Source organism: Pseudobutyrivibrio xylanivorans DSM 14809 (assembly GCF_900141825.1).
GTDB lineage: Bacteria > Bacillota > Clostridia > Lachnospirales > Lachnospiraceae > Pseudobutyrivibrio > Pseudobutyrivibrio xylanivorans.
Map to the genome: position 1 here is coordinate 91,817 of NZ_FQYQ01000001.1, position 25,637 is coordinate 117,453.

The 25,637-nt window shown below is 38.8% G+C and carries 20 protein-coding genes; 18 read left to right on the plus strand and 2 right to left on the minus strand.

Going from position 1 to position 25,637, the window contains the following annotated elements; translation table 11 throughout:
• The first annotated feature begins 23 nt into the window (after positions 1-23).
• Together BUA88_RS00405 and BUA88_RS00410 are read left to right on the plus strand one after the other, a co-directional pair.
• The gene (locus BUA88_RS00405) at positions 24-2,216 is read left to right on the plus strand and encodes an alpha-galactosidase (RefSeq protein ID WP_072910905.1); all 2,193 of its coding nucleotides are present in this window, start codon (positions 24-26) and stop codon (positions 2,214-2,216) included.
• Between the two features lie 4 nt (positions 2,217-2,220).
• Positions 2,221-3,249: a LacI family DNA-binding transcriptional regulator gene (locus BUA88_RS00410; RefSeq protein WP_072910906.1), complete on the plus strand. Its 1,029-nt coding sequence runs from the start codon at positions 2,221-2,223 to the stop codon at positions 3,247-3,249.
• A 1-nt stretch (position 3,250) separates the two neighbouring features.
• Here the strand turns inward: BUA88_RS00410 and BUA88_RS00415 are convergent, their stop codons facing one another.
• Complete coding sequence (locus BUA88_RS00415) at positions 3,251-4,210, minus strand: helix-turn-helix domain-containing protein (protein WP_072910907.1); 960 nt, start codon at positions 4,208-4,210, stop codon at positions 3,251-3,253.
• Positions 4,211-4,483: 273 nt separating this feature from the next.
• Here BUA88_RS00415 and BUA88_RS00420 point away from each other — a divergent pair, with 273 nt between their 5' ends.
• The 14 genes from BUA88_RS00420 to BUA88_RS00485 all read left to right on the plus strand — a co-directional run bounded on the left by BUA88_RS00420 (position 4,484) and on the right by BUA88_RS00485 (position 23,008).
• Complete coding sequence (locus BUA88_RS00420; RefSeq protein ID WP_072910908.1) at positions 4,484-5,878, plus strand: ABC transporter substrate-binding protein; 1,395 nt, start codon at positions 4,484-4,486, stop codon at positions 5,876-5,878.
• Positions 5,879-5,997: 119 nt separating this feature from the next.
• Positions 5,998-7,017, plus strand: coding sequence for a carbohydrate ABC transporter permease (locus BUA88_RS00425; RefSeq protein ID WP_072910909.1), 1,020 nt, complete (start codon positions 5,998-6,000; stop codon positions 7,015-7,017).
• 16 nt (positions 7,018-7,033) lie between these two features.
• Positions 7,034-7,882 (plus strand): carbohydrate ABC transporter permease, encoded by an 849-nt coding sequence (locus BUA88_RS00430; RefSeq protein WP_072910910.1) that lies wholly within the window; start codon positions 7,034-7,036, stop codon positions 7,880-7,882.
• A 5-nt stretch (positions 7,883-7,887) separates the two neighbouring features.
• Positions 7,888-9,057, plus strand: coding sequence for an AGE family epimerase/isomerase (locus BUA88_RS00435; RefSeq protein ID WP_072910911.1), 1,170 nt, complete (start codon positions 7,888-7,890; stop codon positions 9,055-9,057).
• Between the two features lie 11 nt (positions 9,058-9,068).
• Positions 9,069-10,238, plus strand: coding sequence for a glycoside hydrolase family 130 protein (locus BUA88_RS00440; protein WP_072910912.1), 1,170 nt, complete (start codon positions 9,069-9,071; stop codon positions 10,236-10,238).
• A 14-nt stretch (positions 10,239-10,252) separates the two neighbouring features.
• Positions 10,253-11,275: a glycoside hydrolase family 130 protein gene (locus BUA88_RS00445; protein ID WP_072910913.1), complete on the plus strand. Its 1,023-nt coding sequence runs from the start codon at positions 10,253-10,255 to the stop codon at positions 11,273-11,275.
• A 30-nt stretch (positions 11,276-11,305) separates the two neighbouring features.
• Positions 11,306-12,361 (plus strand): SGNH/GDSL hydrolase family protein, encoded by a 1,056-nt coding sequence (locus BUA88_RS00450; protein ID WP_072910915.1) that lies wholly within the window; start codon positions 11,306-11,308, stop codon positions 12,359-12,361.
• A 2-nt stretch (positions 12,362-12,363) separates the two neighbouring features.
• A complete protein-coding gene (locus BUA88_RS00455; protein ID WP_072910916.1) occupies positions 12,364-13,479 on the plus strand; it encodes an SGNH/GDSL hydrolase family protein in 1,116 nt (371 codons plus the stop codon).
• Between the two features lie 11 nt (positions 13,480-13,490).
• Positions 13,491-15,854 carry a GH1 family beta-glucosidase gene (locus BUA88_RS00460; RefSeq protein WP_083572331.1) on the plus strand — a complete coding sequence of 788 codons (2,364 nt, stop codon included), beginning with the start codon at positions 13,491-13,493 and terminating at the stop codon, positions 15,852-15,854.
• Positions 15,820-17,502, plus strand: a complete 1,683-nt coding sequence (locus BUA88_RS00465; RefSeq protein ID WP_072910917.1) for a phospho-sugar mutase — start codon at positions 15,820-15,822, stop codon at positions 17,500-17,502. The genes BUA88_RS00460 and BUA88_RS00465 overlap by 35 nt, the downstream gene beginning before the upstream one ends.
• A gap of 482 nt (positions 17,503-17,984) precedes the next feature.
• Positions 17,985-18,803, plus strand: a complete 819-nt coding sequence (locus tag BUA88_RS00470; protein WP_072910918.1) for a hypothetical protein — start codon at positions 17,985-17,987, stop codon at positions 18,801-18,803.
• 1 nt (position 18,804) lies between these two features.
• On the plus strand, positions 18,805-19,005 hold the full coding sequence (locus BUA88_RS00475; RefSeq protein WP_072910919.1) for an NUDIX domain-containing protein: 201 nt from the start codon (positions 18,805-18,807) through the stop codon (positions 19,003-19,005).
• Positions 19,006-19,245: 240 nt separating this feature from the next.
• On the plus strand, positions 19,246-21,657 hold the full coding sequence (locus BUA88_RS00480) for a response regulator (protein ID WP_072910920.1): 2,412 nt from the start codon (positions 19,246-19,248) through the stop codon (positions 21,655-21,657).
• On the plus strand, positions 21,650-23,008 hold the full coding sequence (locus BUA88_RS00485) for an ABC transporter substrate-binding protein (RefSeq protein ID WP_072910922.1): 1,359 nt from the start codon (positions 21,650-21,652) through the stop codon (positions 23,006-23,008). The genes BUA88_RS00480 and BUA88_RS00485 overlap by 8 nt, the downstream gene beginning before the upstream one ends.
• A 6-nt stretch (positions 23,009-23,014) precedes the next feature.
• Here the strand turns inward: BUA88_RS00485 and BUA88_RS00490 are convergent, their stop codons facing one another.
• The gene (locus tag BUA88_RS00490; RefSeq protein ID WP_072910925.1) at positions 23,015-23,596 is read right to left on the minus strand and encodes an Hpt domain-containing protein; all 582 of its coding nucleotides are present in this window, start codon (positions 23,594-23,596) and stop codon (positions 23,015-23,017) included.
• 122 nt (positions 23,597-23,718) lie between these two features.
• On the opposite strand from BUA88_RS00490, the gene BUA88_RS00495 reads away from it, so the two are divergent.
• Entirely contained in the window at positions 23,719-24,741 is a 1,023-nt protein-coding gene (locus BUA88_RS00495; RefSeq protein ID WP_072910928.1) for an HD domain-containing phosphohydrolase, read from the plus strand.
• Between the two features lie 15 nt (positions 24,742-24,756).
• A complete protein-coding gene (locus BUA88_RS00500; RefSeq protein ID WP_072910930.1) occupies positions 24,757-25,632 on the plus strand; it encodes an aldose 1-epimerase family protein in 876 nt (291 codons plus the stop codon).
• Positions 25,633-25,637: the final 5 nt, after the last annotated feature.

The following is a 25,637-nucleotide window of genomic DNA, read 5'->3' on the forward strand; positions in this document are numbered from 1 at the left end:
TTTTAAAACAGGAGAGGTATGGCATGAATATAACTTACAATAATGACAAAAGAATTTTCAAAATAGATACTGATAATTCAAGTTATATTATAGCTATAGTAGACGACGAGGAGTTCGTTGGTCATGTTTACTATGGTCCTTTTGTACAGGATGATGATTTGTCCTATTTGATGCGTATAAATGAAAATCCAAGAGTTCCATCTGTAAATAATAGAGATAGAAGCTCTTTTTTAGATTCTTTTCCTTCTGAGTACTCGGGGAATAATGTGGGAGACTATAGGGAAAGTGCTATAGCCGTAACAGATAAAAAGGGTCATAGTGGTATTCAGCTTTTGTATAAAAATCATAGGATTTTTCAGGGTAAACCAGCACTAAGGGGGCTGCCGGCTACATTTGCAAAAGACTCTGAAGCAATGACACTTGAAATAGAGGTAGAGGATAGAGTCCTAAATGTGGAGGCTGTATTGCGCTACAGCATTTTTGAGGGCAGTGATGCTATTGTTAGAAGTGTAAGCTTTATAAATAGTTCCTACGAGGAAATCTATCTGGAAAAGATAATGTCCATGTGTTTAGACATGGATGATGATAATTATAAAATGCTTGTGCTCCACGGCTCCTGGGCCAGAGAGAGACACATTCAGTACAGACAGATAGGTTATGGCAAACAAAGTGTTAGCTCAGTGCGAGGAGAGTCGTCCCATCAGGAGCATCCATTTATTGCCCTTGTTGGAGAAAATATATCCCAGACTACAGGTGATGTTTATGGCTTCAATTTTGTGTATTCTGGAAATTTCATCGCCCAGGTAGAGAAAAATCAGTTTGATAGTCTAAGAATCGTAATGGGAATTCACCCAGACAATTTTAGATTTAAGCTTGGCCCAAAGGAGTCCTTTGTTTGTCCTGAGGTCGTGATGGTGTATTCAAATGAAGGACTGGGACACATGACCAGAACCTACCATGATTTGTATAGAAAACATCTTATTAGAAGCCCCTATGTGGATAAACCAAGACCAATTCTCATTAACAATTGGGAGGCGACCTATTTTGATTTCGATGATGAAAAATTAATAGATATTGCCAAAGACGCAAAGGAATGCGGCATAGAGATGCTTGTTATGGATGATGGGTGGTTTGGCAGAAGAAATGATGACAACAGTAGCCTGGGAGATTGGAAGGTAAACGAAAATAAACTTAAAGGCGGCCTTAAGAAGCTGGTAGATCGAGTAAACGATATTGGATTGAAGTTTGGAATATGGTTTGAACCGGAGATGATTTCACCGGATTCTGATTTATATAGAAAGCATCCTGATTGGGCTATTTGTATTCCGGGGCGAGAGGCATGCCGAAGCCGCAATCAATATGTACTTGACTTAACCAGAGAAGAGGTTCGTAAATACGTATATGAGGCGGTGGCTTCTATTTTAAGAAGTGCCAATATCCAGTATGTAAAATGGGATATGAATCGACAGCTCACAGATATTGGAAGCGCGGCAATAGACTCTGATAGACAGGGTGAGCTTATGCACAGATATGTGTTGGCGGTTTATGAATTGCAGGAGCGACTCACAAATGAGTTTCCAGATTTATTGCTTGAGAATTGTTCAGGTGGCGGAGCCAGATTTGATCCAGGCATGCTTTATTATAGCCCTCAGATATGGTGCTCTGATGATACAGATGCTATAGAAAGACTGTTGATTCAAGAGGGTACAGCGCTTATATATCCATTGTCTTCTATGGGAGCCCATGTTTCTGTATGCCCAAATCATACGGTGGGGCGAGTGACTCCTTTTGAAACAAGGGGAAATGTTGCATTAGCCGGAACATTCGGCTATGAGCTGGATATTACAAAATTGTCGGCGCCTGAAAAAACTATGGTGAATGAACAGGTCAAGATGTATCATAGATACAGTGGGCTCGTAAGAAATGGAGATTACTATCGTATTGCTTCATATTCCAACGGAGGCCAGATAGATTGCTACATGGTTGTCAGCAAGGATAAATCAGAGGCAATTATCACATTTGTTCAAGTGCTAAACCAGCCAAATAGGCATAGCATAAAAATCAAAATAGATGGCTTGGATGACAATAAAAAATATCAGATTGAAGGATATGATAAGGCTTACTATGGTTCTATATTAAGACATGCAGGATTATTGATAGAGAGGCCTTTCGGTGATTTCGAGTCAAAGATTATTCATTTGGTAGAGGAGTATTAATATAATGGCGAAAAGTGTTAAATTATCTGACATTGCCGGGCAGCTTGGCGTCAGTGCAGTTACGGTGTCTAAGGCACTTTCAGGGCAGAAGGGCGTAAGCGACGAGATGCGAGAAAAGATTGTTAAGCTGGCTAATGAACTGGGATATAAGCAGCCATCTGCCAACAAACAGTCCTCTGTTGCTTCAAAAAGCTACAATATTGCAGTGCTTATTCATGAAAGATATTTGGATAAATACGATTCATTCTATCTGCGTTTGTATCAAAGCATAGCGGCTAATGCTGCTACAGTGGGCAGTTTTACACTTATGGAAGTTATTTCCTACGAAGCTGAGAAGAATTGCTCTATGCCTCTTGTGGTGCAGGAGAATAAGGCCGACGGAATTATTGTGCTTGGAAAGTATTCTAAGAATTACATAAAAGAGCTAAACGGATACTTTGGGCAGCTGCCATATGTTTATCTGGATAATAGTGATGTTAGCATAGATGTAGATTGCGTTATTTCTGACAGCTTTTATGGAGCTTATTACCTTACAAATTATCTGTTTGAAATGGGTCATACCCAAATCGGATTTATGGGAAATATTATGGGCACCAGTTCTATAACTGATAGATATCTGGGCTTTTTAAAGTCTATGATGGAACACGAACAGAAGCTTATAGATGAATGGATTATAGATGATAGAAAGATGGATACTGGAATCATGTATTCATCTGAGGAGCTAAAGCTGCCTAGAGTGTTGCCAACTGCATTCGTATGTAACTGCGATCTGGCGGCCAGCACTCTAATCAGGAGATTGGAGGATGACGGCTATAAAGTTCCTGAGGATTTTTCTGTAGTTGGTTATGATAATTTCCTTTATCCGGGGCTTTGCGATGTTCCTCTCACCACTTATGAGGTTGATATTCAGGAGATGGCGAGAGAAAGCATACAAATATTGACAAAAAAGCTGTCTGGCGAAGAATATAAAGAGGGAACTCACATTATCGAAGGACGAATAGTCATTCGTGATAGTGTAAAGAAGATTAAATAATCTAAAACAAAAAGGAATCTGGAATAGAATCTCCTAATTGTATATGGTGCTGGCGATACTTCAATGGAGTATCGCCAGTTTCTTTTTTGAACTGATTTATAAAGTGGGTCGTGTTTGGTATGCCCACAGCATTTCCTATTTCTACTATCGTATTTTCGGTATCTAAAAGCAGTTCTTTGGCTTTTGACATTCTAACGGTGTTTAGATATTTTAATGGGGCTATATTATAGGTATTGGAAAAATCTCTACATAGTCTGTATTTGTTAAGCCCCAGCTCTTCCTGAAGAGAATCAAGAGTGTGAGCCTCCTGATATCTGGTGTCCAGGATTTTTTTTAGTCTGGTTACATGGTTGCTGGCGTTATGAACACCGGTGATGGTGGTGTCTTGTACATTTAAAAGACGTACAAATACATATTGAAATAACAGAGATTGTCTAAAAAGTCCCATCCTGGTTTCTTCTGTCAGTAGATAGTCTATCTTTGAAAGTGAATTGATAATAAATGAATGCATATCGAAATCCTTGTGAAAAGAATGGATATTTTCGGGATTCTTCATCAGAGATTGCATATAGGAATCCACTGCTAGGCCAGAAACAAAATAGGTGTGTATGGTGGTGTCCTTACTGAAGGATTTAATATTATAAATAGAATCTTTGTAACAAATAAAAACCAGATGTGTTTCTCCGATATAGCTTTCTGCTTCGGTCTCTATCTGAATACGACCTTCGCTAATATAACCGCACATATAATAATCCCCTGTCTGGATGTCGGCATCTATATTACGATCAAAATGGAGCACTCCGCCATAAGATATATAAGGTAACACATCATTTTCATAGGGTTGTTGGTTTTCAAAGAAATTATTAATATCCAGGCAGGAAGGCAGACTATCATTTAAAGATAGAGGCTTATTAAAATGAAAATGTTCTGAAATAAAATCTGATTTACTCAAGGTATTCATAGTATTCTCCTTAAAATTAATCAAACTAAAAGGTAAAAATTAAGTAAATTAATTACTTAGAACTTAAATTAATCTCTAAAATTAGGTTTCCATGTGGTTAATATTAACAAATAAAGCAAAATAAAACCATCAAATGTTACAAAAAAGTCCTATGTATCAAAAATGAATGATTTATAGCAATAATAATAGATGACTAAAATATAAATGTCAATATAATTAAATTAAACCAATTGAAAAGCGAAACGCTTTTAGGAACAAGGAGGTAAGAAGAAATTGAAAAGGAAAAAAGTATTGGCACTTGCTCTTGCATCAACGATGCTTGTAGCGATGATGGGGTGCGGAAACACATCTGAAAGCAACAATTCAGGTGCTTCAGAAAACGAAGGGGCAGCAGATCTAACATCATATGAAGATATCATCCTCGGCGAGGATTTTACAGATCTAGAAGCTACAATCACAATGTTCAACAACAGAACAGACTTAGACTCAGACGATTACGGCGGAGTTACATGGAAGGAATACCTTGCAGCATTTAACGAGGTATATCCAAACATCACAGTAAAAATTACAACAGATACAAACTACGCAGATGATGCACTTACACATTTGCAGTCTGGTGATTACGAGACAATCATGGGTATCCCAGCAATTGATAGCGCAGACTTTAGCACATATTTCATCTCATACGGTGATTTAGAGACTATGTCAAAGCAAATCAATTATGCAGATGAGAAGATGTATCAGCAGGAAGTATACGGTGTACCTTTCACAGCAACTACACAGGGTATTGTTTATAACAAGAAAGTATTTGCAGATGCAGGAATCACTGAAACACCAAAGACTCCAGATGAGTTTATCGATGCATTAAAGCAGATTAAAGAAAACACAGATGCTATTCCTCTTTATACAAACTACGCAGCAGGATGGACAATGGGTGTTTGGGATATGTACACAGGTGTTAGTGCTACAGGTGATGAGGAATATGCAAATCAGAAGCTTCTTCACACAAAGGATCCTTTTAAGGATTATGGCGACAACACTCATCCATACTCAGTTTACAAGATTCTCTACGATGCAGTAGCTGAAGGTCTTACAGAGGACGATTATACCACTACAGATTGGGAAGGCTGCAAGGGTATGATGAACAACGGCGAAATCGCTTGTATGGTACTTGGTTCTTGGGCAGTACCTCAGATGAAGGCAGCTGGTCCAAATGTTGATGATATTGGATACATGGCATTTCCAATCACAATTGATGGAAAGCAGTACGCAAAGGCAGGCGCTGACTATTGCTTCGGTATCAATGTAAATGCACCAACAGATGAGCAGCAGGCAGCTTTAGTATTTGTTAAGTGGATGGCTGAGGAATCAGGATATTCATACAACGAGGATGGACTTCCAGTTGCAACAAAGAATACTGAGACAAAGCTTTCTTTCGATGGTGTAGATTTCATCGACGATGCTCCTTCAATTGATGGCGAAGAGGATTTATTAAACGAGCTTAATGCAGAATCAGAGCTTAACGTTAACAACGGCGGTGACAGAAAAATTCAGGAGCTTATCGAGCATGCATCAATCGGTGATATGACATTTGATGAGATTATGGATTCATGGAATCAGCTTTGGACAGATGCACAGGATGTTTGTGGTGCAGAAATTCAGTATTAATCAGTATCTATAAACAGTTTAACAGTCAAAAAACAGTATTTTAAGCAGTTTTTACTCGGGAGAGCTTAAGCTTCATGGGCTCTCCCAAGTTTATCTAAAAGAGTTGGGAGGAACTATTTATGGCGACCGCGCTGGAAAATTCGAAAAAGTGGATAAGAAGTAGGAAGGGGCAACAGGTGTTAATTTGTGTTGGCTTTACGGTCATTCCTCTGTTATTGCTCTTCGTATTTACGTATTTGCCTTTTGGACAAATGGTAAAATTCAGTTTTTATAAAATGAAGTATTCCACTCCAGTCGATAAAAGAGTTTTCGTTGGATGGAAGAACTATATTGATGTATTTAACAGAAAAGACTGTTTCGGAGCATTAAAGCTTAGCCTTTATTACTGCTTTGGTGCAATTATGCAGCTTGTTCTATCACTTTATTTAGCAACAGTTCTTTCATTTAAGGTAAAGGGCGGCAATATCTTTAAGGGACTTATGTTTTTCCCTTATCTGATTAGTGGTATTGCTATCGGTTTTATTTTCAAATTTTTCTACACCAGAGGTTTTGTGTTAGACACATTACTTGCTGGCCTTGGTATTAATTTAGAAAGTCTTCCATATTGGTTGAAGGATCAGAAAGTAAACAACTGGTCGTTGGTTGCAACATCAGTATGGCGTTATTTCGGACAGAATATGGTCCTCTTTATTGGAGCTATTATGTCTGTAGATGCAGAACTTTATGAGGCAGCTCAGCTAGATGGTGCAAATAGATTTCAGCAGTTTAAAAATATTATTCTGCCAAGTATTAAAACAATTGTTACATTAAACATTATTCTTTCTATTACCGGTTCATTATCAGCATTTGAGCAGCCATATGTTATTACAAATGGTGCAAATGGAACTGGAACATATTTCGTAGTAATGAATGAAATTGCTCACACAAGCCAGAAGGTAGGACTTGCAAGTGCAATGGCGGTAGTACTTCTGATGATCATTTTTGGATGTACGATTCTGCAGAAGCTGTTCTTTAAGTACATATTCAGAGATGCGAACAGCGAGGATGAGTCTTATGCAGCAAAGAGAGCAAAGCAGAAGGCTGAGAAGAAGGCTGACAAAGAATCGAAAAAGGCTCTTAGAGCTGTAAAGGCAGCGTAATAGAGGTGAATAAATAATGAAAAGAAAACAAATTAATCTATCTACATTAGTTATTAACATAATCAAATATTTTTCATTGGTATTATTTGGTTTTGTGGCTGTTGTACCGGTAATTTCCTGTGTTATAACCGCTTTCAAAACATCAGAGGAATATCAGAATACAAATGTTATGACATTGCCAGAAAACTGGCTGAATTTTGATAACTTTATAAAAGCTTTTACGACAGCAAACATGGGCAGAGCATTCATAAACTCCCTCATTGTAATGATGTGTGTGTTATTCGTATCAATTATCGTGGGAACACAGCTTGCTTATGTACTGAATAGATTTAAGTTTCCAGGAAATACTCTCATCAGAAATCTGTTCTTGTTTGCTTCACTTCTCCCCGGTGTAGCTATGCAGGTGACGGTTTACAACATCATGTCGTCACTTGGATTTATCAATCACCTGTATGGTTACATAATTATGATGTGCGGTACAGATGTAATATCTATCTACATTTTCATACAGTTTATGGAAAACATACCAGTTTCCCTTGATGAGTCGGCAATCATTGATGGAGCAAACTACTGGACTATCTACTGGAAAATAATGCTTCCACTATTAAAGCCAGCTATCATCACATCCTGCATCCTAAAGGGTGTTGGTGTTTACAACGAATACTACGCAGCTAACCTTTATCTTCAGGATAAGGATTTGCACACAATAGCAACATCCCTTTACACCTTCGTAGGTCCTATGGGAAGCCAGTACAATCTTATTTGTGCCGGTGTGTTAATTTCCTTACTGCCAGCTCTTATTGTATTCATCATTTTCCAGAAGCAGATATATAGTGGTATCACAGCAGGTGCTGTAAAGGGGTAGTAGTAATGTTTGTAGAAGAAATAAAAAAGGAATTATTAGAGAATATTATTCCCTTTTGGAAAGGGATGGAAGACAAAAGCCACGGAGGCTTTTATGGATACTTAGATTATGATTTAAAGTTAGATAAGCAAGCGGAAAAAGGATGCATTTTAAATAGTAGAATTACCTGGTTTTTTGCAAATGCTTATCTAATTACAAAGGATGAAAGCCTTCTTTTATATGCGAAGCAGGGATACACTTTCATGAAGGAAAAATGCTTTGATAAGAAATATCCAGGTGTGTTTTGGTCGGTGGATTATCAGGGAAATCCTGTGGATACCACAAAACATACCTACAATCAGGCATTTGCTATTTACGCACTTTGTGCATATTTTGAAGCTTCAAATGATGTGGAAGCATTGGAGCTTGCCTATGAATTATTCCATGTGATCGAGGATTATTGTACAGATGATTACGGATATTTAGAGGCATTCAAGAGGGATTTTTCGCCTGAATCAAATGAAAAGCTTTCTGAAAATGGTGTCATAGCAGAAAAGACTATGAACACACTGTTACATGTACTTGAGGCGTACACCCAGCTTTACAAGGTTTCAAAAGACGATAAGGTACGTCAAAAGCTGTATCGCATTTGCGATATTATCAAAAATAAGGTTTACAACCCTAGCCTGAAAAGGCAGGACGTATTTTTTGATAAGAAGTACAACAGTATTTTAGATTTACATTCCTATGGTCATGATATAGAGACTGCATGGCTGGTGGATAGAGCACTTGAGGTTTTGGATGATGATGAACTTAGCAATTCGATTAGTCCTATCACTGAGGCACTTACAGAGCAGACTTTCAAGGTGGCTTTTGATGGTCACTCGTTTGCTAACGAATGTGAAAAGGGTGTTGTCAATAATCATCGTGTGTGGTGGGTACAGGCTGAAGCAATCGTTGGATTCATCAATGGTTGGCAAAAAAATAAATCAGACGAGAAATACCTTTTGGCAGCTAAATCCATATGGGAATTTATAAAAACATATGTGGTAGATAAACGAGAAGGCTCAGAGTGGTATTGGGAAGTGGATGAAAATGGAAAGCCATATGAAGGCAGACCGATAGTGGAGCCATGGAAGTGCCCATATCACAACGGCCGCATGTGTTTTGAAGTAATAAATAGATTAAGCGAGTAGGAGATATATCAATGTTACATGAGCGCTATTTTGTAGAAAAGGAAAAGCAGGACAAGCTACTTTCAACAAAGAATGTAAAGTCAGATTTTTATAATGGTATTTATGATCGCTACGTATATCCAGTATTAACCAGAGAACATATTCCTCTTACCTGGAGATACGATTTGAATCCAGATACAAATCCATATTTTATGGAGAGACTGGGCATCAATGCAGTGATGAATTCGGGAGCCATTTATTTAAACGGAAAATATTATCTGGTTGCCCGTATTGAAGGAAATGACAGAAAGTCATTTTTCGGAGTAGCCGAAAGCGATAACGGCATAGATGGGTTCAAATTCTGGGATTACCCAATTCTTTTAGATGATGTGTGCCCTGAGGAGACTAATGTGTACGATATGCGTCTCACTCAGCACGAGGATGGATATATTTACGGTGTGTTCTGCTCTGAGAGCAAGGATACTTCAGTTAATGATTTATCTGCAGCTGTTGCTGCGGCAGGAATTGTCCGCACTAAGGATTTGAAGAACTGGGAGCGACTTGACAATCTTACAACACTTAGAAGCCCACAGCAGAGAAATGTAGTGCTTCACCCTGAGTTTGTAGATGGAAAGTATGCATTCTATACACGTCCAATGGACGATTTCATCGAGACAGGAAGCGGTGGCGGAGTTGGTTTTGGTTTATGTGAGGATATCACACATGCTGTTATCGATGAGGAAAAGATGACCAGCCTTAGAAAATATCACACTATTACAGAGGCTAAAAATGGTGCCGGAGCTACTCCTATTAAGACAGATAAGGGCTGGATTCATATTGCTCACGGTGTTAGAAACACTGCAGCTGGACTTCGCTATGTTATATATGCATTTGCCACAGATTTAAATGATCCTTCAAAGGTTATTGCTGAGCCATCTGGTTTATTAATCGGACCTAGAGGGGAAGAGCGTGTAGGAGATGTATCAAATGTAGTATTTACAAATGGTGCAATCGTCAATGAAAACAATGAAGTATTTATTTATTACGCATCCAGCGACACAAGAATGCATGTAGCTACTACTACAATTGATAAATTAAAGGATTATGTGTTTAACACACCATCTGATCCGGGTCGCTCAGTGGAGTGTGTCGCACAAAGATGTGAATTAATCAGAAAAAATCTTGAGTTTTTAAATAGATAACGGAGGAAACACAAATGTCAAAGTACACAATGATCAGCCCTGAGGTACCAAATGTTCCATGGCAGGACAAGCCAGCTAATTTAGTTGGTGCGCCAATCTGGAGATATGATGAAAATCCTATTATCGGACGTAATCCACTTGAGGGTGTTGCTAGAATATTCAACAGTGCAGTAATGCCATATGGTGATGAGTTTATCGGTGTGTTCAGAGGTGAGCAGACAAATGGTATTCCATACATTTATCTTGGCCATAGCAAGGATGGTATTAATTGGACTTTCGAGACTGAAAAGATTCCATTTGTGGATGAAGAAGGAAATTCTTTCATGCCAAAGTATGCTTATGACCCTCGTCTTGTAAAGGTAGAGGATGCATACTATATCATTTGGTGCCAGGATTTTTATGGAGCATCTATTGGTATTGCAAAGACAACAGATTTCAAGACCTTTGTGAGACTTGAAAACCCATTTATCCCATTTAACAGAAATGCTGTTTTATTCCCAAGAAAGATTAATGGCAATTATGTAATGCTTTCACGTCCATCTGACAGCGGACACACACCATTCGGTGATATTTTCCTTAGCGAAAGCCCAGACCTTGTATATTGGGGAAAGCATAGACATGTAATGGGTAGAAATGATAAGTGGTGGCAGTCATTAAAGATTGGTGGCGGTGCAGCTCCAATCGAAACATCTGAAGGCTGGTTGCTTTTCTATCATGGTGTTACAGGAACCTGTAATGGATATGTATATTCAATCGGTGGAGCTATTCTTGATATTGATAATCCTTCAAAGGTTAAGTATCGTTGTGAGAATTTCCTTCTCACTCCAGAAGAGTGGTATGAAGAGCGCGGATTTGTTCCAAATGTTTGTTTCCCATGTGCAACAATACATGATTCAAAGACAGGCAAGATTGCTCTTTACTATGGAGCTGCAGATAGCTATGTAGGTCTCGCATTTACAAATCTTGATGAGATTATTGATTACATCAAGGACCACAGCGTTGTAACAGAAGAAGATACCGAAATCGGTATAAGATAGTTGAATGATATACAAGGGAAGGTAAATGTTATGTTTATTAAGTTTGATGATGAGTTCTTGGATTATAGCGGAAGGGTTGATTATGAAACTGATAAAACAATATTTATCTTCCCTTGTTCTTATGTAAGGGTGAAATTTAAAGGAAGTAGTCTGAATGCGATAGTAGATAACAAAAATGTCTACTGGGATAACTATCTTGGAATTATTGTCGATGGCAAACAGTCCAAGGTAAAGCTTTCGAATGATGAGGGCAAGCAGACAGTAACCCTGGTCGAGGATGAAGAGGCAAATCTCCATGAGGTGATGCTCTTTAAGAGGCAGGATAGCTGTCATCAGGTTGGATTTTATGGTTTTGAGTTGGATGATGATGGAATTCTATTGGAACCACCTGAGAAGCCTCAAGGGAAAATAGAGGTGTATGGAGATAGTGTTTCAGCAGGAGAGGTATCTGAGGCCTATGATTTTGTGGGAAAACCTGATCCAGACTGGCATCAGGGGGAGCTTTCAAACAGTTATTATTCCTATGCCTGGCTTACTGCCAGAAAGCTAAATGCTCAGATACATGATATTGCTCAGGGAGGAATAGCACTTATAGATGATACCGGATGGTTTAACGAACCAAATTACATAGGTATGGAGTCTGTATACGATAAAGTGCGATATAATCCCGCCATTGGAGAGTCTTCTAAATGGGATTTTAGTAAATATACACCTGATGTCGTCATAGTGGCTATAGGTCAAAACGACAGTCATCCAGATGATTATATGGCAAAGGATTACCACTGTAGTCAGGCTAAAAACTGGAGAGAACATTATCGTAAATTCGTATTAAATTTGAAAACAATTTATCCCGATGTCCATATAGTTTTGTGCACAACTATTTTGGAGCATCATAAAAACTGGGATATTTCTATAGATGAAGTCTGTAATGAGATTGCAGACGACAAGATACATCATTTTCTTTTTGAAAATAACGGCTCAGGTACATCGGGGCATATCAGAAAGCAGGAGGCTGAAAAAATGTCAGATCAGCTTGCGGCATATATTGAAAGCCTTGGTATACCAAGCTTAAGAAGAGGCAAATAAAGATGAAAGAATACATTAATTACAAAGAAAGTATATGTAATAAAGGCAATCTTTTCAGATTAAAGCGTGTGATGAAGAAAGCTAACGCAAAGGAAGAGATTACTATTGGTTTTATTGGTGGTTCTATCACACAGGGCTCATTAGCTTCAGCAGATGATAAATGCTATGCATGGAAGGTTTTTGAGTGGTGGAAGGAGATTTTTAAAGATACCAGCTTCAAATATGTAAATGCAGGAATTGGAGGGACAACCTCTCATTTTGGGGCAGCAAGAGTTGAGGCCGATTTGCTTAATGCTAAGCCTGATTTAGTATTTGTGGAGTTTTCAGTAAATGATGATAGTAATGAGCATTTTCTAGAAACCTACGAAGGTCTTGTGAGACATATTTATAGAAGCGAGAGTGCTCCGGCTGTATTGCTTATAAGCAATGTTTTTTATGATACAGGAGCAAATGCTCAGCTTCAGCATTCAAAGGTGGCCCGTTTCTATGAACTTCCACTTATCAGTATGCAAAGTGCCATTTATCCTGCTGTCAGAGATGGGAAAATCGCAGTAAGAGATATTACTCCTGATGATTTGCATCCAAATGATATGGGGCACGAGCTTGTTGCATCGGTGGTTAGATTTTTCCTGGATAGAACATTACAGGAGGTTCTTATAGGAGAGCAGCCAGCTTTTGAGAACGATAGTCTGCCGGCTCCTATAACAGAAAATACCTACGAAAATGCAATCAGAGTGGACAATAGAACATATGAGGCCAGCTGTCAGGGCTTTATTAAAGATGAAAGTGAACAGCAGGATATTACAGATTGCTTTAAGAATGGATGGCTTCTCAGCGAAGGTGAGGGAAGGATAGCATTTGAAGTGGAATGTACTGGTGCAGCTATTCAATACCGCAAATACGTATCGAAGAATGCACCTGTAGCTGAAGTTTTTATTGATGGCAAGCCTGTTACAGAACTTGATGCAAATTTTGATGAAAGCTGGGGTGACAAGCTGGAGCTTGAGACACTGTTTGAGCATTGTGAATACAGTAATTACAAGATAGAAGTAGTTATAAAAGACGGTAATAAAGTGAAGAATCCATTTAATTTGGTTTCGGTAATTTTGGCTAGATAGGAAGTGAAAGTATGTTTAAAAAGGATTTTGTGTGGGGTGTTGCCAGCAGTGCATACCAGATTGAAGGTACAGACCCTAATGATGGCAGAGGTGAAATGATATGGGATGATTTTCTTGCAGAAGGAAAGGGATATGCCAACCAGACTGCAGAGATTTCCTGTGATCATATGCATCGTTACAAGGATGATTATGCTCTTATGAAAAATATGGGTATTAAGGCATATCGATTTTCTCTTAACTGGTCTAGAATCCTACCAGAGGGGACTGGAGTAGTAAACCAGAAGGCAATTGATATGTACCGAGATATGATTCTCACCATGAAAACTAATGGCATAGAGCCATATATCACATTGTTTCACTGGGAATTTCCAAAAGCGCTTTACCACAAAGGCGGATGGCTGAATTCTGATGTGGTTGAATGGTTTGGAGAATATGCAAAGGTTGTCGCTGAAAATTTTTCAGACATTTGCTCTAACTTTATAACTTTCAACGAACCACAGTGCGTTGTTTTGCTAGGTCATATGACTGGGGAGCATGCTCCGGGAATAAAGGTTTCTATCAAGGATTCTTTCTTAATAGCCCATAATCTTTTAAAAGCTCATGGTCAGGGCGTAATCAATCTCAGGAAATATGCAAAGCAGAAGATTAATATAGGATTTGCTCCTACAGGAGGGGTAGCCTATCCATACACAGATTCAAACGAAGATATTGAAGCAGCTAAAAAAGTTTATTTTGGCTTTGAAAATCCTATTGAAAGATGGGCCTGGAATGTTTCTTGGTTTTCTGATCCTGTTTTCTTAGGCCACTATCCTGCAGAGGGACTTAAAAAATATGCAAAATATCTTCCAGAAATCACTGATGAGGATATGGCATTGATTCACCAGCCTATAGATTTTATGGGTCAAAATATTTACAACGGCTATTACATTAGATGTGGTGAAGATGGAAATCCTGAATATGTGGAGCGTGAAGTGGGAAGCCCGGTAACAGCAGTGGATTGGCCTATTACACCAAAGGCTTTTTATTATGGAATCAAATTTTTGACAGAGCGATATCCATATCCTTTGTATATTACTGAAAATGGAATGGCATGCCATGATAATATTTCTATTGATGGAAGAGTACATGATTACGATAGAATTACATTTTTGGATGAATATATCAGTGAAATGCAACGTGCTATAGATGAAGGAGCCAATGTAAAGGGATACTTCTGCTGGACTTTTCTTGATAATCTTGAATGGAACAAGGGATATAAGGAACGCTTTGGTCTAGTTTACGTGGATTACCACAATCAGCGTAGGATTGTAAAGGATTCAGGCTATTGGTACAAGCGTCTTATTGAGACAAACGGTATGAGTCTATCCGTAAATACGATAAATAAAGAAATTATCTTTTTAGAGCCTGTATGTACACATAATATTTGGGGTGGCACAAAGCTTCATGATGATTTTGGATATAAGGAAGAAGGCTCTGATGTAGGTGAATGCTGGGGTATTTCAGCTCATCCTAACGGAGATGGCGAAAATAAATATGGAGCCTTTGAGGGATGGAAATTATCGGAATTGTGGAAAAAGCACCCAGAAGTGTTTGGAAATCTGGATTTAGATAGATTTCCACTTTTAGTAAAGCTGATCGATGCCAGAGATGACCTTAGTATTCAGGTGCATCCTGATGATAGCTATGCAAAGACACATGAAAATGGAAGCTTTGGAAAAACTGAGTGTTGGTATGTCCTAGACTGTCCAGAGAATGCAAGTCTTGTAATTGGACATAATGCTACATCAAAAGATGAACTTATCCATATGATTGATGAGGGCAAGTGGAATGATTTGATAAGAGAAATTCCTGTGAAAAAAGGTGATTTTATTCAAATTGATCCAGGTACAGTTCATGCAATCAAAGGCGGTCTTCTTATTCTAGAGACACAGCAGAATAGTGATATTACATATCGTGTATACGATTATGATAGGCTTTCAAATGGTAAACCTCGTGAGCTTCATATAAAGCAGAGTGAGGATGTTATTAAAGTGCCTGCCAAGGACCCGGAAAAATCCGTGATTCATACAGGAAATTCTATTAAAAATGAACTTGTTCCATTGTACAGCTGTGAATTTTATAGTGTGTTTCATCTCAATCTGGATGGGGATATTTCTTTTAGGCAGAAATACCCGTTTTTGAATATGACTGTTACAGATGGAAGTGGAATTATAAACGGCCAGCCCATCAAAAAGGGAGATAATTTTATTATTCCTAATGATTTTGGCAGAGTGGAGATTACTGGAAAACTACAGGCAGTATTTTCTACTGCAGATAAAATAAAGGAAAAGGGTGCGGAAGATGAGTTATATTTCGATTTACGAAGAGTGGTGTAAGAAAGCTACAGAGGATGCTGATGTAGCAGGCGAGTTAAAGGCAATTGAAGGTGATGATGTAAAAATCGAGGATGCTTTTTACAGAAATCTCGCTTTTGGTACAGGTGGTCTTAGAGGAGTCATTGGCGCAGGAACTAACAGAATGAATATTTACACTGTTGCCAAGGCTTCTCAGGGACTTGCAAATTATGTATGCGGCAATTTTGCTGAAGATGCAAGAAGAATAGCAGTAAGCTATGATTCCAGAATAAAGGCAGATTTATTTGCAAAAACTGCTGCTTCAGTATTTGCGGCAAATGGAATTAAAGTATTTATATATTCACAGTTAATGCCTACACCTTGTCTTTCTTATGCAGTTAGAGCACTTGACTGTGCAGCTGGAATAATGGTGACAGCATCTCATAATCCATCTAAATACAATGGATACAAGGTATACGGACCTGACGGATGTCAGATTACTACAGAGGCAGCTGCAGAAATCTTAGCTGATATAGAAAAAGTAGATGCCTTTGAGGATGTAAAAAAGGTTGATTTTGAAGCTGCACTTGAAAATGGTGCCGTTGAATATATCAAGGAAAACGTATATACGGACTTTACTAATGAAGTGTTAGGTCAAAGCCTTGTTGGTGATGAAGAAATTGATAAGAATGTTGCTATTGTATATTCGCCTTTAAATGGTACTGGCTTAAAGCCTGTTACAAGAGCATTAAAGGAGGCTGGTTACACTAACATTTCATTAGTTGAGGAGCAGAAAAATCCTGATGGCAATTTCCCAACATGCCCATATCCAAATCCTGAAATAAAAGAAGCAATGGCCCTTGGAGTTGAATACGCAAAAAAGAATAATGCAGATCTTCTTTTAGCCACTGATCCAGATTGTGATAGAGTAGGTATCGCTGTTAAAAATGCTGCTGGAGAGTATGTACTTTTATCTGGAAATCAGATAGGCTGTCTATTGCTTGACTATGTATGTTCAATGCGCGTTAAAAATGGAACAATGCCAGCTGACCCAGAGGTAGTTAAGACAATCGTTACTACAGATTTAGGCGAACAAATTGCTAGAAACTATGGTGTTAAAACTGTAAATGTGCTTACAGGCTTCAAGTTTATAGGTGAAGAAATCGGCCGTCTTGAAAAGCAGGGGAAGGATGCTTCGTATATATTCGGCTTTGAGGAGAGTTATGGATATCTGAGTGGTTCCTATGTAAGGGATAAGGATGCTGTTGATGGCGCATTCCTTATATGTGAAATGTTTGCTTATTATAAAACTCGTGGTATCAGCTTGCTTGATAAGTTGGATGAGCTTTATGCAAAATATGGTTATTGTCTTAATACACTTCATTCATACGAGTTTGAAGGTTCTGCCGGCCTTGAAAAAATGCAAGGCATAATGGCAACAATGAGAAATGACATTCCACAAATCGGAGGAATAAAGGTGGTTAAGGTAAATGACTATCTTAAGGGCATAGATGGTCTGCCAAAATCTGATGTAATCAAGTTTTTCCTTGAAGGAAATAGTTCTGTAGTTGTACGCCCATCCGGAACAGAACCAAAGATGAAGGTATACGTATCTGTTAGTGCCGAAAATGAAACAGCTTCAACTGCGATAGAAAAGGAAGTCTTAGCTTTTATGGAACAGCTGATGTAATAGCTGATAATTTAGGAGTAAGCCGTAGTGAATGTGGTCAACACATTTGCTACGGCTTTTTTGTTGACGAACTTGAAATTCAGTGTTATATTATCGAATGAGTTTTCAAAAGAGAATTCTTTTTATAATTTCTGATGCGGCATATGATTTTAATTCGCTGCAATATTCCTTTTTTTATTATTGGATTTCATTATTTACGCTCATGGAGCACAAAATAGCGTTTATGCGCGTAGGTATTGCAAGCCTGGACATGCCTTACTACGCGCGTAGCGCTGGAAATTGAGCTGGTGAGCGTAGTCGGAGGGATGGCTATAGGTAAGAAAGTTGCTTTATTAATGAATGGCTACGCTTACGAACATAGAAAAATTTATGCATGAGCGTAAGCAGGTTGATTCACAATGTAGATTACTACGCTTATAGATAGTAAAAAGCATGCTTATGCGCGTATCAGGAGAAATAATTGATTTAGAAGGAGATTATATTTGGTAGAACAGAAGGAAATATTGGAAGATTATAGGGAAAAATTGGAAAGACAATTGCTTCTTATCAAAAGTTTGATAGCCAAGGTGAGAAAGAATCTCTCTAGAATGGAGGATGTGCCGGATTGTTGGATTAGGATTGGCAAGAGCAATGGTAGTACGCAGTATCGTTTGGTGGACAAGCAGACTAATGAGAGCAAGTATGTGAAATCGAATGATGTCCCAAAGCTTAGGAAGATAGCTCAAAAGCAATATAATCAGGAGGTTTACAAGGAATTAATAAAAAATCAAAGTGTCATTGAGAAGTTCCTGAAGAACTACGATGTTCATAAAATACATCAAACCTATAACAAAATGGCAGAGGGCCGAAAGATACTTGTAACTCCAATTATAGAGACGGATGATTTGTATAGAGAGAATTGGTTGGATGATGACTATGCATCGATGCCATTTTTTGACGAAACAGAGTTTTATACAAATAATGGTGTGCGCGTCAGGTCTAAATCCGAACTGATTATAGCCAACCTTTTGGAACAGTACGATATTCCCTATAAGTATGAAAAAACATTGGAATTGGAAGGAATGGGGAAGGTGCGTCCTGATTTTATTTGTTTAAACACAAGGACACATCAGGAATATGTATGGGAACATTTTGGTATGATGGACAATGCTGATTATGCTAATAAGAACGTGGCAAAGTTGAATTGTTACCAGCAGAATGGGTTTTATCCTGGGGGTAATATGATTGTTTCTTTTGAGACATCAACACAGCCAATTAGTTCTAAGAATATCCAAAATGTAATAGAACAATATTTAAATTGATTTGAAAGAGCTATTTTCTAAACCTGCTGCAGGCGGAATAATAGAAAAAATTGTTGATGGAGAAGTGTTTGTCCTTATACAAGAGAGATGTAAAGGAAATGTTCATGAAGATGGATTAATTGAAATACCTGCAGGTAAAATTAGAGAATTCGAAAACATTTATGACTGCCTTAGAAGAGAAATCTTAGGTGGGTTTCACTAAATGATCTGAGGGATATGTTGAAAGCCGAAGAGTCTTTCTATCCTATGCATGTATCAACTTTAAAAAAGTACTTAAAAACTAAAGAGCTTGATTAACTACACTCCCATCATACTTTTTTAACAATATAAAAATAACTAAATGATAGAATTAATCTGTGTTAGTTTATGTAGATTCCTGCTGGCAATTCGTTGTTCTGCCAGCAGAAAGTCATAACGATTTGGAGTGTACAGAGGACGCAGATTGAAGAAACGATATATTTTCATCATTAATATATTGATAGTGGGTTTGATTCTTTTCATAATCCTGAAGTATGCCAACGATAGGGCAGAAGAGTCAAACCGTGCTTCAATTGCGTCTTTTGAGAAAATGACAACCACCACAGAGCAAATCATCGCCAACTATCTGGAGGATGAGCAGCATCTGTGCGACATATGGTCAAATTATATCAATAGGTCTGCGGAGGCTGGCACTCCTATGACTGTTGAAGAGGCTATTTCCTATATTAGAAAAGCAAAAACATCTCCTGAAATCTCAGGACATCTTATCTATATTGATGACGGGTCAATGGCGGGCATTTCTACCACCGCCAGCTCTACAGACTCGTCTGATTACTCTGTAAAATATTCCCATATTAATATTTTTGAAAATCTGGAAATAAGTAATGTGGATGGTGTTGTTAACCTGACCAGGGCATATACAAACCCTTTAAATGGCGTTCAGTCTATCGCATTTTTGAATAATGTGAAGGTTGTGGATGAGGAAACAGGCGACATGCGAGAGGGACTGCTTCTTCGTGTTGTACCTGTAAGTCGTCTGGAGCAGAAGCTTGTGTTTTTGAAGGGTGAATATGAAAACGTGGAGATATCTCTTATCGATTGGGATGGAGATTATATGATTCACGGAAAATCCTTGAAAAACAGTAATTTATTTGAATATTTTAAATCCTACAACCCTATGACAACTCAGGAATATAACGGGGTGGTGGATTCCATTCGTACTGAGACTGGCTCTATGCATATTCGTAACTCAAAGGATGAAGATAGTGTCATTGCATATGCTCCTTTAAGTAATCTGGATTACTGGTTCATTGTGGCTTATATTCCTGCAAAAGAGCTGACAGCAAACAGGTCTATTGATTGGATTCTTTTAGGAATTGTATCTTTTGGATTGGTAGTTCTCTTGCACTTTAACCTGGCAATACTCCTTAAATTCAATCGAAAGTTGTCAGTAGTTGCAGAGGCTGCAAATCAGGCGAATGAAGCAAAATCATACTTCCTTTCAACAATGTCTCACGATATCAGGACACCTATGAACGCAATTCTGGGCATGAATGAAATGATTCTGAGGGATAGCAGAGAGGATAAGATACTTTCTTATTCAGAGAATATTAGGGCGGCAGGTAATACCCTCCTTGGAATAATCAATGATATTCTGGACTTTTCAAAGATTGAAGCAGGAAAGATGGAAATTATTAATGTGGAGTACAATTTCGCTTCTCTTTTGAATGATCTTGTAAATATGGTCCAAAGAAAGGCTGATGAAAAGGGACTTAGCTTTAGGCTTGAGGTGGACCCCAATATACCAACACTCCTGCAGGGGGATGAGATAAGAATCAAGCAGGTTATCACAAATATCCTTTCAAATGCTGTTAAATACACCAAAAAAGGGGAGGTTATCTTTTCTATATCCAGCAGTAAATGCGAAGACGACTTAGAAACAGTAAATCTCCATGTCAGCGTGAAGGATACTGGCATAGGAATTAAGCCGGAGGACCTCGGCAGGTTGTTTGAAGCCTTTGAGAGAATTGAGGAAAAGAAGAATCGAAATATAGAAGGTACCGGACTTGGAATGGCAATTGCTCAAAGCTTCCTTAATATGATGGGAAGTAAGCTGCAGGTGGAAAGCGAGTATGGAAAGGGATCAGAATTCTCTTTTGACTTGAAGCAAAAGGTAATAAAGTGGGAGCCAATTGGCGAGTTTAATACAGCTTTAGAGCAATTCCTTAGTCAGAGAAAACTTTATCAGGTTCAGTTTGCAGCACCTAAGGCCAGAATATTGGTGGTGGATGACAATGAGATTAATCTGAAGGTATTTGCAAATTTGCTTGGCGAGACAAAGATGCAGATAGACACTGCAGATAGTGGGGATGCCTGCATTGCCCTATTTAAGCGGAATTTCTATGATGTGATTTTCCTGGATCACATGATGCCAGACAAAGATGGAATCGAAACCATAAGGGAAATGAAAGAGTGTAACGACACACCTAATCAGAAGACTCCAGTGATTTGTCTTACCGCAAATGCCATATCAGGCATGCGTGAAACCTATATAAATGCTGGCTTTGACGACTATCTGACAAAGCCAATTGATACAAATAAACTTGAAAGCATGTTGCTTACATATCTGCCGCAGGACTTGGTAACTAAGGCAGAAGACATATTTACAGAAGAAAAACAAGAAAAGACCAACTCTAAGACCCTGCATAGCATACTTGTAGTAAGTGAAGATGTGGGATTTTTAAAGAAGATAAGAGCGCGTCTAACAGATAAATATAACGTGGTGTTAGTTAAATCAGAAGAGCAGGCAATGTCCTATCTACAGAAGCAGGAAGCCATTGAAGCTACAGATACAGAAAGGAGAGAGCATGAATAGACGAAATAAAACAATTACTTCACTAATCCTTATGACGGCATTGGTTCTTAGTACCGTCGGCTGTGGCCAGACTCAGGAGCCAAAACAGAATGAAAGCCAAAGCACAGAGCAAAGCCAAGGTCAACAAGAGGGAGCAAACAAAGAGTTTTCTCCTAAATACCAGTCAGACACTGAGTTTAAGCTTTCGGTGGTGGGAACTTATTCTAATTTTGAATCCCTGGAAAGTGAATTTGAAAGATTCTATGCTTACTATCCTAATGGCGAGCTAGAGTACACCTACCTTGATGATTACATCAATACTATAACAAAGGCCTTGGCTGGACAGGAGACACCTGATATCTATGTGGTACAGCCATGGATGTATGGAGATGAACGATTTGACTCCTTGTTTGAAGGTGCAGAGGTTCTCTCGAATCCAGAACTTGAGGTTAATCTGGATTGTATCCGTACTGGGCTCAGATGGGAAATGGAAAATGACAAAATACTGACACTCCCAGTATTTGCAACCTCTTACGGTATGCTTGTAAACGTGGATATCTTTGAAAAAGAGGGGCTTGAGGTACCTAAGACCTTTGATGAGCTAAAGGAAATCTGTGACAAGCTCAAGGCAGCTGGATACGAGTCTCCGATAATGGGCAGCAATACCTCAACTACTCCAGGTATAGGCTATGCTTTTGCATACCCAATGTTTGCTAAGACCATAAAAGATGACAGAAGCATTGAGGAAGACCTTAATAATTTGGTACCTTCAGCAGGCGAAACTATGCGTGCATCCCTAACCCGGCTTAAAGAGCTGGTGGATTACGGGTGCATAGATATTGATAAATGTACAGCGGAAATAGAAGATGATTATAATGCGGTAATTATGAGATTTTTCGAAGGAGATGTTCCGATGATGCTCTGTTCTGGAGATGTTGTTTCCGGAACCAAGAAACGCGAGAGCAAATCAGAAGCCTTCGAGGCAAATCCTTTTGAGTACGACTTTTATGTAGCACCTTCAGGAGATGATGGTGGCTATTATATGGATTCTATGAATTTATTATTCTGTGTAAATAAAAGTAGTGCAAACCTTGATATGACCAATGAATTTATTCGTTTCTTAGCAAATGAAAAGGAGCTTGGTATAATGGCTCAGGAGAAGAGACTTATAACTCCAACAAAGGATTACTCACTTGATGAAGTGTATGCTTCGCTATCAGATTTTCCAGAGGACAGAACTGTTAATTTTAGAGATATAGAAATCATGGATACAGCAGTAAAACAGTTCAGAGCAGCAGCTTATGCTGTAATAAATGGCAAAATGACAGTGGATGAAGCGGTGGAAGGCTATGGCACAATACCAACTGACTAGAACGCATTAGAGACTATCAAGCATCCGCTTTGCAAGCGATACTGCATCCTCATAGTCAAGATTGGTAACAAGCCTATCCAAAGTATCAAGTTTACCTGAAAACTCATCATTGCAGTCATAGGAAAAAAGCTGTTTTACAGCATCTTCGGCGGTGCTAAGGTCAAAATCATCTATCGCTGTGATGAGTTTATTTAGAACAGCAGAAATTGCAACCTTGTCAAAACTGATTTTTGCACCGTTATCGTTAGATGCAAATGGTTCAAGATAAGGCTTTAACGCCCTAAGAGAATTTAAAACATCTGGGGTGAGCCTTTCGATTTCTGCAAGATTGTTTTCTTTCCCAAGCTTTTCAAGGGCGAAGAATTCTTCCCCAAGATCTATGGCGCCAATCATGCGGCATGTAGTCTTGAGAGAATGAACTTCTACGGTGTAATTTTGGATGTTTTTTTGCGATAGATAGGATTCTACTGAATTAATTTTTGAATCCATGAGTTTGTAGACATCACCGAGAAGCTCTAAAAAAAGCTCCTCAGAGCCAGAATTTTTAATACCTTTTTCAACATCGATACCAGGAATATTAATACTCATTATAAAGAATCCTCCGTGGACTGCTTTAATGTCTTGTTCAGTTTGAGTATATCACTATAAAGTTGATGTATAAACGGGTTTAATATATCATAAATGGAAGGAATTGCCTTCTGGAGGTGAAAATGATTCCACAGATTATAGTTGTTGATGATGACCCTATAATTCTAAAAGGAGCCTGGAACACCCTTACAGGTGCTGGGCTTAAGGTGGTTGCGCTAAAATCTGGAAAAGCTCTTTTTGAATATATTAAGGATAATTCTGCGCCTGACCTTATCCTGATGGATATAAGTATGCCAGAGATGGATGGCTTCGAAGTTGTCAAGGAGCTGAAAAAGAGTGAGGCAGTGTGGAGAGACACACCAGTAATCTTTTTGACTGCCAATGAGGACGAGGATGCAGAGACAACGGGACTATCCCTTGGAGCTATGGATTTTATCAGAAAGCCATTTGTCGCCAATGTCCTTGTGCTCAGAGTTAAACATGCAGTGGAACTTATCAGGCTACAAAAGGATCTCGAGGGTATGGTAGCCGAGAAGACTAAGGAAAACGAGAATCTTTTCATCCACGTGGTAGCAAGCCTCGCAGATGCCATCGATGCCAAGGATAACTATACAAATGGTCATTCGGGACGAGTGGCGGATTATTCAAAAGAGATAGCCAAAAGATATGGCTATGACGAGAAGAGGCAGGAGAAAATCTTCATGATGGGACTTCTTCATGATGTTGGAAAAATAGGAGTTCCTGATGAAGTTATTAATAAACCGGGCATGCTTACAGATGAGGAGTTTGCCTGCATAAAGAAGCATCCTGGAATTGGTGCAAAGATACTAGACAATATCAAGGAAATGCCAGAGCTTGCAGCAGGAGCCAAATGGCACCATGAAAGATATGATGGCAAAGGCTATCCACAAGGGCTTTCTGGGGAAGATATTCCTGAAGAAGCCAGAATGATTGCTGTGGCAGATGCTTATGATGCCATGACCAGCAACCGAAGCTATAGAGGAGCACTTCCTCAGGAAATAGTCCGAGGCGAGATAGAAAAGGGCAAAGGTAGCCAGTTTGACCCAAAGTTTGCGGATATCATGCTTAAGATGATAGATGATGACAAAGAATACCTCATGAGGGACAGACCGAGTGATGGATAAAGAAAGGACATAGAAATGAATTACACAATTGAGAACGACAAAATCAAACTTACAGTTTCAGAACACGGAGCTGAGATTAAATCACTTATCAGAAAGTCAGATAACAGCGAGATAATGTGGCAGGCTGACAGTGCTTTCTGGGGACGTACATCACCAGTACTCTTCCCACTTGTTGGAAATTACTATGATAAGAAGTCAGTTTATAATGGAAAGACATATGAAATGGGACAGCATGGCTTTGCCAGAGATATGGATTTTGAGTTGGTAAAAGAATCAACTGACGAACTGGAATTCCAGTTAAAGGACTCGGAAGCCAGCAAAATCAAGTATCCATTTGCATTTGTTCTTACTCTTAGCTATAAAATTACAGGTTCCACAGTAAAAGTTGGCTGGAAGGTAGAAAACACAAATGATGAGACTATGTACTTCTCGATTGGCGGCCATCCAGCATTCAACTGTGACCTTGACACATACACACTTAGATTTGAGAAAAGCGGAAATACGAATTCCAAGATTACAGCAAACATTATCTCGGGCGATGGCAGCGGTTGCCTAGGAAGCGAGCAGAGTACATTCGACCTCGATAATGGAATTTTAAAAATGTCAGATGAGCTTTTCAGCAGAGATGCTCTCATTATTGAAAATCAGCAGTCTGATACAGTAACACTTGTAAATCCAGAAGGCAAGGATGTTCTTACTGTAGCCTTCACAGCACCTCTCTTTGGAGTATGGTCACCAGTAGGCAAGCATGCACCATTTGTCTGCATCGAGCCTTGGTATGGTCGTTGCGACAGAGTAGGATTTAACCAGAAGCTTGAGGAAAGAGAATACGGAAATACGTTATCAGCTGGCGAGACATTCGCAGTAAGTTACGATATTATCCTTAAATAAGTCAC

Bases quoted from the DNA above. Each gene is read 5' to 3' on its own strand.
- BUA88_RS00405 (WP_072910905.1), top strand. From the start codon at position 24: ATGAATATAACTTACAATAATGACAAAAGAATTTTCAAAATAGATACT.
- BUA88_RS00410 (WP_072910906.1), top strand. From the start codon at position 2,221: ATGGCGAAAAGTGTTAAATTATCTGACATTGCCGGGCAGCTTGGCGTC.
- BUA88_RS00415 (WP_072910907.1), bottom strand. From the start codon at position 4,210: ATGAATACCTTGAGTAAATCAGATTTTATTTCAGAACATTTTCATTTT.
- BUA88_RS00425 (WP_072910909.1), top strand. From the start codon at position 5,998: ATGGCGACCGCGCTGGAAAATTCGAAAAAGTGGATAAGAAGTAGGAAG.
- BUA88_RS00430 (WP_072910910.1), top strand. From the start codon at position 7,034: ATGAAAAGAAAACAAATTAATCTATCTACATTAGTTATTAACATAATC.
- BUA88_RS00435 (WP_072910911.1), top strand. From the start codon at position 7,888: ATGTTTGTAGAAGAAATAAAAAAGGAATTATTAGAGAATATTATTCCC.
- BUA88_RS00440 (WP_072910912.1), top strand. From the start codon at position 9,069: ATGTTACATGAGCGCTATTTTGTAGAAAAGGAAAAGCAGGACAAGCTA.
- BUA88_RS00445 (WP_072910913.1), top strand. From the start codon at position 10,253: ATGTCAAAGTACACAATGATCAGCCCTGAGGTACCAAATGTTCCATGG.
- BUA88_RS00450 (WP_072910915.1), top strand. From the start codon at position 11,306: ATGTTTATTAAGTTTGATGATGAGTTCTTGGATTATAGCGGAAGGGTT.
- BUA88_RS00455 (WP_072910916.1), top strand. From the start codon at position 12,364: ATGAAAGAATACATTAATTACAAAGAAAGTATATGTAATAAAGGCAAT.
- BUA88_RS00460 (WP_083572331.1), top strand. From the start codon at position 13,491: ATGTTTAAAAAGGATTTTGTGTGGGGTGTTGCCAGCAGTGCATACCAG.
- BUA88_RS00465 (WP_072910917.1), top strand. From the start codon at position 15,820: ATGAGTTATATTTCGATTTACGAAGAGTGGTGTAAGAAAGCTACAGAG.
- BUA88_RS00485 (WP_072910922.1), top strand. From the start codon at position 21,650: ATGAATAGACGAAATAAAACAATTACTTCACTAATCCTTATGACGGCA.
- BUA88_RS00490 (WP_072910925.1), bottom strand. From the start codon at position 23,596: ATGAGTATTAATATTCCTGGTATCGATGTTGAAAAAGGTATTAAAAAT.
- BUA88_RS00495 (WP_072910928.1), top strand. From the start codon at position 23,719: ATGATTCCACAGATTATAGTTGTTGATGATGACCCTATAATTCTAAAA.
- BUA88_RS00500 (WP_072910930.1), top strand. From the start codon at position 24,757: ATGAATTACACAATTGAGAACGACAAAATCAAACTTACAGTTTCAGAA.